Raw genomic sequence first — 11,248 nt, 5'->3', positions numbered from 1 at the left:
TTACGAGAATAATCAGTTGGACTTATTTAACGGCGGGTATTAAAATGCCCCGCGGCTTGCCGCGGGGATTTTTTACTTTCTATTGATTCCTCGATATACAAAAATCTCTTTAAGCGGTCGTATTCGCCGATAAGGCAGCAAATAATGTTTGTTTGTGTGAAATCTTACCTGGCGATGTGCCCGGCGCGCCGTGAAAGACACTTTGTGTTATTTTTGCAGGATGTTCACATCACTCGCGCCCTATCTGTTCCCCATTTTGCTTGCTTCGGGCCCCGGCCCGGCGCCGAAGGCACACGCGGTATTTGCGCCCCAGATCATGAGCCGTGTTGCCGCTGAAACGACAGGTGTCAGCACGGGTGTCATTGATCGTTCTGCGGTTATCACGTATGCCAAAACGTTTAAGGGGATCCGTTACAAATATGCCTGCGCGGATCCGAAGGTGGGGTTTGATTGCTCGGGTTTTGTGATGTATGTATTCAATCATTTCCAGATCGATGTTCCGCGTAGCTCGGTTGACTTTACAAACAAAGGAACTCCCGTCGAACTGGCGGATGCGCGTCCCGGCGATGTGATCCTCTTCACCGGTACCAACAGCCGTGTGCGGCGTGTGGGGCATGTAGGGATTATTACACAAGGCGGCGACAGTCTGACGTTTATTCACGCCAGCTCGGGTTCGGCGCATGCCATTACGGAGACGACGCTTATTCCGCATTATCAAAAGCGCTTTATGAAGGTTATCCGCGTGCTGGAGTAGGCGGCCTTCATTTCTTACTTCGGTATATTTCTTAATTCACTTGGCGGATGCCTGTTGATGCCTGTTGTTGACGACAGGCATAATTTTTTAATTCTCTCTCTTCCCCGCAGTGCAGGAGACATTCTGAGGCGTTCGCCATGGGCGGTAATTCTACTTTGATCTATGCTTTCCCGACAGGTCGAAGCAGGAAGTATTTCTCTATTCATTTGTTTCAGTTTTAAACGAACAACCATTAAATGAATAAAATTTACCCCCTTACACATGACAAATTTCAACGTCTCTTTACCGGTGGCATACAAGGGTATGTTACTGTGGGCGGTGGCATGCTGCATCAGCCTGCACGTATGTGCGCAGACTTTTCCCGCCGGCTTTAGCCGGGTGCAGGTAGCCAGTGGCATCAGCAATCCGACGGCCATGGCGTTTGCGCCCGACGGGCGAATTTTTGTGGCGCAGCAAAATGGTGCCCTGCGGGTTATTAAAAATGGAATGTTGCTGGCAACCCCGTTTCTGCAGCTTAGTGTAAATTCCAGTGGCGAGCGAGGCCTTATTGGCATTGCGCTCGATCCTAATTTTTCCACCAATCAATATGTCTATCTGTACTATACTTTGTCTGACGGGTCGCGCAATCGCATCAGTCGCTTTACCGGCAATGGTGATGTTGTCGTAGCGGGTAGCGAGGTGGTGGTACTAAACCTGGACCCGTTGAGCAGTGCTACCAACCACAACGGCGGGGCGATGCATTTCAAGAACGGATTGCTGTACGTAGCGATCGGCGAAAATGCGAACGGTGCCAATGCGCAGAACCTGGACACCTATCACGGCAAACTTCTACGCATCAATCCCAACGGCTCTATTCCGTCCGGCAACCCCTTTACCACAGGTTCGGCGCAACGCCGGCGCGTATGGGCATACGGTCTACGCAATCCCTACACATTTGATGTTCAACCCGGCACCGATCGTGTTTTTGTGAACGATGTAGGGCAAAGTACCTGGGAGGAGATCAACGATGCTACGACCGGCGGCCGTAACTTTGGCTGGCCGACGGCAGAAGGCAACAGCTCTAACGCCAATTTCACCAATCCTGTCTTTGCTTATCCGCATGGTTCGGGCGACGGTACGGGGTGTGCGATCACGGGAGGTGTATTCTTTAATCCGACATCATCCAACTATCCCGCCCAGTATACCGGCGACTATTTCTACCAGGATCTTTGTAACCGGTGGATCAATGTGCTCGATCTGTCGGGTGCCACGCCTGTGCGCCAGCCGTTCGCGACCGGGCTTGGGAACAATGCGCTCAGTATCGATATCGGGCTGGACGGAAATCTGTACTATCTCGAGCGCAGCGCGGGCGCCCTGTTCAGGATTGTCTATACCCCTTCGGTCACAGCTCCGGCCATTACCACCCAGCCGGTAAGCCAGACGGTTACTGCCGGTCAGTCGGTAACATTCTCTGTCACCGCTACGGGCACGGCACCGCTTACGTATCAATGGCAGCGAAACAATACGAACATCACCGGCGCTACAGGCGCCAGCTATACGATTGCCAATGTACAGGCCAGCCATGCCGGAACGTATCGCGTTATTGTCTCCAATGCAGCGGGCAGTGCCACCAGTAACAATGCCACGTTGACGGTGGGTACGGGCTTGCGCAATCCCGATAATCCGCCCACTACGGTCAGCGGTTTGGCCTACGAGTATTACGAAGGTATGTGGACGATGCTTCCGGACTTTTCGACGTTGACCTCAGTAGAGGTGGGTGGTATCTATAGCCTGACGCTGGCGCCGCGCAACCTGCAGTATAATTATGGCTTCCGCTATACGGGGTTTGTAAATGTGCCGGCAGATGGCACCTATACATTTTATCTCAACTCGGATGATGGCAGCCGGCTCTTGATCGGCAATACGGTCGTGGTCAATAACGACGGTGTGCATACGGCGCAAGAGGCCAGCGGCGCGATCGGTCTGCGACAAGGCAAGCACGCGCTCACGATCTTATATTTTCAGGGTATGGGGCCTGCGTTGTTGACGGCGAGCTGGGCGAGCCCAAGCATGGCGAAGCAAGGCATACCGTCGGGTGCGTATTCGCGTCTGCCGGCGTTACCTGCCCGGGCGATGGCATTTGCCAGCGAAGCGGACGGCTTGCGCGACGAATCGGTCAATAGCCTGGTGACGTATCCCAACCCGGCGGTGCGCGAGCTGTTTGTTGATCTTATGGAAGAGGTGCCTGGCGCTGTTTCCGTCAGCCTGGTAAGTTTGCATGGTCGCGTGGTGAAGTCACAGCAGTTTACCGGGTTACCAGCGGGCGGAACGTCACTAGCGCTGTCGTTGGATGATGTCAGCAATGGGCTGTACCTGCTGCGTGTGGAGCATGCCGGACGGGTGCGGTCGAGGACCGTTTCGGTGCAGCATTAAAGATTTTACCGTGTTATAGGTGGCTTGGGCCCTGTCTCTTTTGGCAGGGCTTTTTTTATGGTTTATTTTCGGGGACTATGGATAAATTCATCTGGATCTTCCTGACGCTGCTGGCGGGCGTTCTTCTGCCCATTCAAGCGGGTCTGAATGCCCGCCTGGGTAAGGCTGCCGAGAACCCTGTGTATGCGGCGCTGTTCTCTTTTATTGTCGGGGCCCTGGGGTTAGTGCTATACATCATTGTAACACGGCAGACGATTTCGTGGGCCGGTGTGAAGGCCGCGCCGCTTTCGTTGTGGACCGGCGGCTTGCTGGGCGCGTTCTATGTCACGGTCATCGTATTGGCCTTTCCGCGACTGGGGCCGGGTGTGACGTTTGGCCTGGTGGTAGCGGGGCAGATGATCGTCTCGCTGATGTTAGAGCATTTCAATATCCTGGTCGCCAACCCGTCGCCGATCAACTACATGAAGGTATTAGGCACCATTCTGATCATCGTCGGTGTGGTCATCTTGCGGCGGTTTTAATAGTGTCCGAAGGTGCCGGAACATCGTCTGATGCTCGATGCTGTAGTCAAATTTCAAAATGCATAGTTTCGTAGCCCGCCGTCCACCGCGGCCACGGTGCCAGTGATATACTTTGCTCTGGGTGAGACCAGAAAGGTAGCCATGTTGGCGACATCCTGCGGTGTACCGAAGTCTCCGAGGGGAATAGCCTGTGGTGCATACGCCCGGCGTTGATCGTCCGTAAAGACGCGACGGATGTTGGCGGTGTCGATCAATCCCGGCTGCAGGCAGTTGACGGTGATGCCGTATGGTCCGAGTTGCGCGGCCAGCTGTTTCGCCCACACGGTAATGCTGGCTTTAAAGACGGCGGAGGCATTGATGGCGCGGAGTTCATATGTGCTGGTGATGTTGAGGACCGATCCCTGGCGCCGCCCGATCATGTGTGGCAAGAGTTGCTGGGTGAGCTGGCGGTGCCGATCGAAGTCCAGCAGCAGGGCTTGTTGCCACTCGTCGTCCGGCCCCACGATGTCCAGTGGACGGCTGCGGCCGGCATTGTTGATGAGAATGTCTACGTGGGGTAAAGCAGCCAGGGCCGCGGCGGCGATCTGTTGCGGGGCCTCGGGAACGAGGAAATCCTGTATCCATATTTCCGGCACGACGCCTCCCGCCGCGGCTATCTCTTGTTGCAAGCTCTTTAGCAATTCTTCGTTCCGGGCGATGGCGAGTACTTTTACGCCCTCGGCTGCCAGGGTTTTTGTGATGGCGCGCCCGAGGCCCTGGCTGGCACCGGTTACAACGGCGGTCTTTTTGTCGAGATACAAGTCCATGATAATGATTTTGTGAAATGATGTGCAAAAGAAGCGTACGCCGTCTACTTTTACACGGTGTACAGGTCTTTGTATGGTACGAACAAACGTGTAAGTATGGCCACCCGGAAAGATTCTTCGACGTATAGCCGCAATGAAAAATGGATCGCAGACTGCGACTTAACCTATGTTATTGCCAAGATCGGCGGGCGGTGGAAGCTCCAGATCTTAAGTGCGCTGGAGGGGAAGACGCTTCGTTTCAGCGATCTGAAGAAGACATTTTCGATGATGACGGAACGCATGCTTACGTTGCAATTGCGGGCGTTGGAAAGTGACGGCCTTATAAAACGGACGGTATATGCGGAAGTGCCGGCGCGGGTGGAGTATGAGCTCACGCCCGTCGCAGTAGAGCTGTGGCCGGTGCTGGATATGCTCAGTGCGTGGGGAAGTAAACACCGGCAGCTGATCGCCGATACGACGATTTCATCGCATGGCTAAAAAGCAAATTCCGGTACGGGCAATCGGTAACGCCGGAACTGTTTCAAAAGCAGCTGCGAGTTTTCGCATTCGTGATCTTCACGAGGTGACACAGGGCCAGCCGCGTGTGGAGGATTATCATCGTCACGACTTCTACTACATATTGGTGCTGAAGAAAGGCACGGGGAGTCATGAGATCGATTTTGTGTCCTATCGGGTCACCAACCATGTGGTTTTTTTGATTGCTCCGGGGCAGGTGCACCGGCTTACGCTGGGTGCCGGCAGTGCCGGCTATCTGTTGCAGTTTCAGGCGGAGTTTATGCAGCGGGATTCGTCGCGGGCGTTGTTGCGCCGCGCGGGGTATACCTCGTTCCATCGGCTCGATGCTGTCGGATTTGAGAAACTGTATGCCCCTTTGCAGTACATGATCGGGGAATATACGACCCGGCAGGCGGGCTATGAAGATGTTATTCAGGCGAGCTTTGATATTTTCCTGGTGGAGCTTGCGCGACTGCGTTACTCGTCAGAGAATAAGCAAGTGTATTCTCATCCGCATGAGCGGCTGGCGAGCTTTCAGGATTTGCTGCGTGAGCATGTCGGGCGCTGTAAGCAGGTGGCGGAGTATGCGGAGATATTGCATATCTCTTCGTATCAGCTGAATGCGCTGACGCGGACGTTGTTAAATAAGACGGCTTCGGAAGTGATTCGGGATTTTGTCGTGTTGGAAGCGAAACGTTGTTTGCTGGGGACGACGCATCAGGTGAAGGAAATTGCCTTTCGGTTGGGGTATGATGATGTTTCGTATTTTATCCGATTCTTTAAGAAACAGACGGGGTACACGCCGGAGGCGTTCCGGCAGAATTATAGGTGAGTGCTGTTGTATCGCGCCAGCTTGAAGCCTGTCTCCAGGAGGCGTTGGTATTGGACGGTCGCTGCTCAATCCCAATCGCGTTCCAGGGGCATCGGTGCGACGGGTGTTACCACGACCGGATATTTTTCGATCGTGACATTACTTTCGTCGAGGCCGAAGTTGGCGGCTTCTTTTACGCCGATGGCCTTCAGGTTGAAGTAGCTGCGTACGAGCAGATTTTTCCAGAAGGGCATGTCGTTATCGAATGACAGGAAGGAGTCCAGGATAAGGAACCGTATGTCGCCGATCTTGGTCTGCTGGTATTCCAGCTCTTCGCTGTCGGACAGGTCTACTTCTTTTGATTGTACCAGTTCATGCAAGACCTGGCGGAAATAGAAGTCGATGCGCGGGTCGATGCGGAAGCCGAGGTTGAATTCGATGAAGTACACGTCGTTTTTGGCAATGGTGTCGACTTTATACCGGAGGGCATAGGGCTCGTCGAGTACGTTTACGTGTACAAACCAGTATACGTCAGCACGTTTGGGCAGGCCTGCCAGGATGGAATAGAGGGCGGTCTTTTCTATCTGACGGTGGTTGGCCGAGGTGGTCAGGTATACCAGGTTGGTGGCATATTTCTGGATGTCGTCGTCTTCGCTCAGCTTTTTGAGCTTGTCGATGTGTGTTTCGATATCGACCAAAGTGGTGAGCTCCCGTTTGATGGAACGCCCGCGATGCCAGATGTACATCACGGCACAGAGCAGGGCGCCCATCAGTATGGTAATCCAACCACCGTCACTGAATTTTTGCAGGTTGGCCCAGAGAAAGCACGATTCGATGATCAGGAACAACGCTGTTGCCAGGAAGACCCATACAAGCGACACGCGTTTGGCATGCAGGTAGAAGCCAATCAGCACGGTACTCATGAGCATGGTGAGGGTAATACTCAGGCCGTATGCTGCCTCCATGCGGGTGGACTCGCGGAAGTACAGTACCATGGTGATACAGCCAATCATCAGGAACCAGTTGATGCCCGGTATATACAGTTGTCCTTTCATGCTGCCCGGGAAGATCACGCGCAGGCGCGGCCAGATGTCGAGGCGTATGGCTTCATTGATCAGGGTAAAGCAGCCGCTGATCAATGCCTGACTGGCAATGATGGTGGCAAAGGTGGCAATGGCTACAGACACGAGGTAGAGCGAGTCGGGTACAATGAGGTAGAAGGGGCTGAGGCCTTCGAGGTGCTCGCCGATGTGGTTCAGCAGCCAGGCGGTTTGCCCGGCGTAGCTCAGCAGCAGCATGATCTTTACGTAGATCCAGCTGATACGGATGTTGGCGCGACCGCAGTGGCCCATGTCGCTATAGAGGGCTTCGGCCCCGGTGGTGCAGAGGAATACGCTTCCCAGCAGCCAGAACCCGCCGGGCACTTCCTGAAGCATAACCCAGGCGTAATAGGGGTTGAAGGCTTTGAGCACGTCGGGACGTCCGAGCAGGGACATCAAACCGATGGCACCGATAAATGTAAACCAGACCACCATCACGGGACCGAAGATCTTACCGATGCGTTCGGTGCCAAATTGCTGGAATGTAAACAGCACGATGAGGATGACGATCACAATAGGCTCCGTTTCGATCGTGGGATAGAATTTTTGCAGGCCTTCGATGGCGGATGAGACGGAGATGGGCGGTGTAATGATCCCGTCGGCAATGAGGAATGCACCGCCGGCCATGGCGGGGATCATGAGCCAACGGCCCCAGTACCGTCGGATGAGGGCGTAGAGGGAGAGGATGCCGCCTTCGCCTTTGTTATCGGCTTGTAATGTTATGATGACGTATTTGAGTGTCGTCTGGAAGAATAGTGTCCAGAAGATCGCAGAGAAGGCGCCGAGTGCAACGTCTTCGGTTACCTGGCGTCCGTGAAAGATGGCGTTGAGGGTATAGAGGGGCGAGGTGCCAATGTCTCCGAAAACAATACCTGCGGCAATGAGGAGGCCGGCTCCTGTCACTTTCTTATGAAAGTCTTCGGAAGAGTGAAGCGTCATATGTTGATCAATCTACCGGGGCAATATAGTTATTATCCGGAGGATTTTAACGGATCACTCCGCAGTCACATGTTGAATCAGTTTTGACAGGTCTGTTTTAAATAAATTTCGCTTATTGGAACCGTGATGTCCAGGGGTGGAAAAGTGGTTTTTAAGAGGGACGAAAAGACCCGATCGATTAACAAAAATGGGTCGGGAGAAGGGTGACCTTCGCCGGTGATACTTCAAGTCAACCCCGGGCTTCCTCCATAGATGTCCTACGGGTAAGCCACGGATGAACCACGGATGACCTACGCTCTATAAGGGTAGGACATGGTAAGATCCAGGTAAGCGCCAGGGTGACGAAGGCCTGGATTTAATGGGCACCATGAGACATGTCGGTGGGCAAAGTTTGGCGTTGTCTGGCCCTATCCGTCGGATATACCCAAAGAACTACTGAAAGATCAGATCTACATCGCCAGACGCGCGCGTCTTTAGATGAGGTCAGATAACGCGGGTCTTGAAGGAATGGTGCTCGTTGCGTTCGATGTACCCCAGGGGGTTGGTGGTTAGAATGGTTTCACCGATAGTGATCTCCGATGGCGTTTCGTGCGTGTGAGCGAAGATCCAGTGAGAGGCACCGGAGATTTCAATAAGATTATATAGTTCCGTGGCAAAGGCAGTGTTGAGCTCGCTGTGGCGGTAACGTTCGGGATAGTTCAGGAACGTGGGGCGGTGGTGGGTGATGACGATGGTCCGTTGTGTGGCAGGCGTTGTTAGTTCGGTTTGGAGATAGCGCAAGGCGTCTGCGTGAAGTGCATTGTATTCGTCGATGTTTATTTTTCGTCCATTCACCGTGATGAGCTTGAAGTCGGACATTACTCTTTTGATCGCATGTTCTTTTGCCGGGTTGATCTGCGACCAGAGCGTGGAAAATACCAGTCGGGTGTCTCGGGTAACGATGGTCGTGTTGTTCAGTAGGGTAACGTTGCTCCGGATGTTTTCCTGGAAGGTGCCTGTGCGTCGATTGAAGTCGGAGCGATAATACTCGTGGTTGCCGGGGAGCCAGTAGACGTGGCGGAAGTTGTCGGAGAGATAGTCGAAGAATGTTTTTTCTGTTTCGATGTGAGTGAACAGGACGATGTCACCGGCCAGGAGAAGAATGTCGCCGACTGGTTCCAGGGGGTGTTTGCTTAAATAATTTTTGTTGGCGGGGAATTCGAGGTGAAGGTCGGAGCAGTATTGGATTTTCATTGTCATGAAGTTAGTGAAGGGAAGTTTTATGCCGCGTAGGGACAATAGGTTTTTTTATGACGATCGAGGATAATTTATTTTTGTGACGCTTGCTTTTTGTTATCATTGCTGGATAGGCTAGTATAGGCCTACTAATAAGTGAGGTGATCGATGAAAATTCAAGTCGCGAGTGATCTGCATCAGGAATTTGGTAAAGCCGAAATTTCTCTTCAAAATGTTGACGTTGTTATTCTCGCTGGCGATGTGAATTTGGGCACAAAGGGGATCGAATGGATTAAAGAAGCTATTCCCCATGTGCCAGTGATCTATGTACTCGGCAATCACGAATACTATAAAGGCACTTACCCAAAAACGTTCAGGAAGATCATGGAAGCGGCTGCCGATACGAATGTTCACGTGCTGGAAAATGCTGCGGTTGTTATAGACGACGTCACCTTTCACGGAGCGACATTGTGGACGGACTTTGAGCTGCTTGGGAACGGGCGGGCTAATGGCATGATCTGCCAGGGACGGATGAACGACTATAAGATGATCCGCCGGGAACCGTCCTATTCAAAACTGCGCTCTGTTGATACCTATGTCATACACAAAGCGTCGTTGAGATGGTTGCAGGCTAGTTTGGAAGCGTCGGCAACGAAGAGAAACGTCGTTGTTACCCATCATGCCCCCAGTATTCAATCTGTATCCACAGAGAGCCGCGAGGATGTGTTGTCGTCGGCTTATGCCTCCAATCTTGAACCTTTCATTTTGCGACATCAACCGGACTACTGGATCCACGGCCATATTCATACGCCCACGCGCTATCAGGTCGGTGCCACGACTGTGTTGAGCAACCCACATGGATACATCGGTGACCCTTACAAGGGTTTCGATCCCGGCCTGATTATCGAGATCTGATTAGATCTATAGATTGTTCCACAACTATTGTGCGCTGCGGTTAGATGGGCTTTGATTTTCTTGTGGCGTCCTGTACTTTTCGGACATGAAACAGCGCATTGCCCAACTGACGCTTGTCGTGCGTGATTACGATGAGGCTATTACATTCTATACCGAAAAGCTTTCTTTTCAGCTTGTTGAAGATACGCGGATGAGTGAAGAAAAACGCTGGGTGGTGATTGCGCCGCCGGGCTCGACGGAGTGTTGTTTGCTGCTGGCGAAGGCTTCTAACGAAGTGCAACGGGCCAGTGTCGGTAATCAGACCGGAGGACGGGTATTTCTCTTTCTTTTTACGGATGATTTCTGGCGCGATTATCACGCGATGACGGCAAAGGGAATTCGTTTTACGGGGCCGCCGCGGGAGGAGGCGTATGGTACGGTGGTTGTTTTTGAAGACCTCTATGGGAACTTGTGGGATTTTATTCAGCCTGTTAACGCTGTGCGATAGTCCTCAGTATCTAGGCTATTTCTTGCAGGTAGGCCAATACGCGCTGTTCAGCGCGCGCGTTGCGTTGGATGGTAGAGGGCATGACGGCGTCGCGAAGTTCTTTATAATATGTTACGCTGGCTTGTACGGCTTGCAGCAGTGACTGTTTGTCGAAAGACGCCAGCGTTTGTTTCATGGCGTGCAGATCTTCTGCCGACAAGTGTTGCTCGAGCTTGCGCAAGCCTTTGGGTAAATAGCCGCGGCGGATCAGGACAAGCGGGCCTAAGACTACTTGCTGGATATAGGAGAGGAACGTGAGCGTTTCGAAGAATTCGCCACGGCCGATCTTCGTTGCAGCGTAATGTATCCAGATCCAGAAGCGATCTTCTATCCACTGGTAGTCGGGATAGGGGAATTTTGCCTGTGATGTTGCCAGTATTCCGCTCAGCTGTTCGTCGCGTTGCCAGAGGATCAACGGGTCCTCTACACGGGTGCGCATATCGGGCAACGCGACAAACTTGAGGTCGACGTGTAGCAGCGGGTCGTCGTACAGACAGATCAGGAGTCTCGGTTCGCCTACGTGCTCGCCTGTAAAAGAGGCCAGCAGATTGCCTGCTGCGCCGGCCAGCGTCTGGCGTTGTGCCAGCGGAAGTGCATCGCCGGTATGGACGATAATAAGATCGATATCCGAAAATCTATCCAGCTTATTTTCTATCCACGAGCCGCCTACGGCCAACGCACAATATCGATCGTCTGACGCCAGCAACCGAATTAGTGAATCGACAAAGGATTGATGCCCGGCGGGTATCATGTT

Annotated in this window: 11 protein-coding genes; 7 read left to right on the top strand and 4 right to left on the bottom strand. The window is 53.0% G+C overall.

Going from position 1 to position 11,248, the window contains the following annotated elements:
• Positions 1 to 220 precede the first annotated feature (220 nt).
• The 3 genes from KK078_RS28435 to KK078_RS28425 all read left to right on the top strand — a co-directional run bounded on the left by KK078_RS28435 (position 221) and on the right by KK078_RS28425 (position 3,687).
• Complete coding sequence (locus KK078_RS28435) at positions 221 to 754, top strand: C40 family peptidase (protein WP_254093999.1); 534 nt, start codon at positions 221 to 223, stop codon at positions 752 to 754.
• Between the two features lie 261 nt (positions 755 to 1,015).
• A complete protein-coding gene (locus KK078_RS28430; RefSeq protein ID WP_254093990.1) occupies positions 1,016 to 3,166 on the top strand; it encodes a PQQ-dependent sugar dehydrogenase in 2,151 nt (716 codons plus the stop codon).
• 77 nt (positions 3,167 to 3,243) lie between these two features.
• Complete coding sequence (locus KK078_RS28425) at positions 3,244 to 3,687, top strand: DMT family transporter (RefSeq protein WP_254093988.1); 444 nt, start codon at positions 3,244 to 3,246, stop codon at positions 3,685 to 3,687.
• A 53-nt stretch (positions 3,688 to 3,740) separates the two neighbouring features.
• Here the strand turns inward: KK078_RS28425 and KK078_RS28420 are convergent, their stop codons facing one another.
• Positions 3,741 to 4,493 (bottom strand): SDR family NAD(P)-dependent oxidoreductase, encoded by a 753-nt coding sequence (locus KK078_RS28420; RefSeq protein ID WP_254093986.1) that lies wholly within the window; start codon positions 4,491 to 4,493, stop codon positions 3,741 to 3,743.
• A gap of 96 nt (positions 4,494 to 4,589) precedes the next feature.
• Here KK078_RS28420 and KK078_RS28415 point away from each other — a divergent pair, with 96 nt between their 5' ends.
• A complete protein-coding gene (locus KK078_RS28415; protein ID WP_254093984.1) occupies positions 4,590 to 4,970 on the top strand; it encodes a winged helix-turn-helix transcriptional regulator in 381 nt (126 codons plus the stop codon).
• The gene (locus tag KK078_RS28410; protein WP_254093981.1) at positions 4,963 to 5,820 is read left to right on the top strand and encodes a helix-turn-helix domain-containing protein; all 858 of its coding nucleotides are present in this window, start codon (positions 4,963 to 4,965) and stop codon (positions 5,818 to 5,820) included. The genes KK078_RS28415 and KK078_RS28410 overlap by 8 nt, the downstream gene beginning before the upstream one ends.
• Positions 5,821 to 5,885: 65 nt before the next feature.
• On the opposite strand, the gene KK078_RS28405 is transcribed toward KK078_RS28410, so the two are convergent.
• Entirely contained in the window at positions 5,886 to 7,838 is a 1,953-nt protein-coding gene (locus KK078_RS28405) for a KUP/HAK/KT family potassium transporter (RefSeq protein ID WP_254093979.1), read from the bottom strand.
• A 483-nt stretch (positions 7,839 to 8,321) separates the two neighbouring features.
• The gene (locus tag KK078_RS28400) at positions 8,322 to 9,077 is read right to left on the bottom strand and encodes a metallophosphoesterase (protein WP_254093977.1); all 756 of its coding nucleotides are present in this window, start codon (positions 9,075 to 9,077) and stop codon (positions 8,322 to 8,324) included.
• A gap of 144 nt (positions 9,078 to 9,221) precedes the next feature.
• On the opposite strand from KK078_RS28400, the gene KK078_RS28395 reads away from it, so the two are divergent.
• Together KK078_RS28395 and KK078_RS28390 are read left to right on the top strand one after the other, a co-directional pair.
• Positions 9,222 to 9,968, top strand: coding sequence for a metallophosphoesterase (locus tag KK078_RS28395; RefSeq protein WP_254093969.1), 747 nt, complete (start codon positions 9,222 to 9,224; stop codon positions 9,966 to 9,968).
• An 85-nt stretch (positions 9,969 to 10,053) separates the two neighbouring features.
• Positions 10,054 to 10,455 (top strand): VOC family protein, encoded by a 402-nt coding sequence (locus KK078_RS28390; protein ID WP_254093967.1) that lies wholly within the window; start codon positions 10,054 to 10,056, stop codon positions 10,453 to 10,455.
• A gap of 10 nt (positions 10,456 to 10,465) precedes the next feature.
• Here KK078_RS28390 and KK078_RS28385 read toward each other — a convergent pair whose 3' ends face one another.
• The gene (locus KK078_RS28385; protein WP_254093964.1) at positions 10,466 to 11,245 is read right to left on the bottom strand and encodes an aminoglycoside 6-adenylyltransferase; all 780 of its coding nucleotides are present in this window, start codon (positions 11,243 to 11,245) and stop codon (positions 10,466 to 10,468) included.
• Positions 11,246 to 11,248 lie beyond the last annotated feature (3 nt).

Source organism: Dawidia soli (genome assembly GCF_018598185.1).
In the GTDB taxonomy this organism is placed as follows: domain Bacteria; phylum Bacteroidota; class Bacteroidia; order Cytophagales; family Cyclobacteriaceae; genus Ohtaekwangia; species Ohtaekwangia soli.
This window is presented reverse-complemented; position numbering and strand designations above follow the sequence as displayed.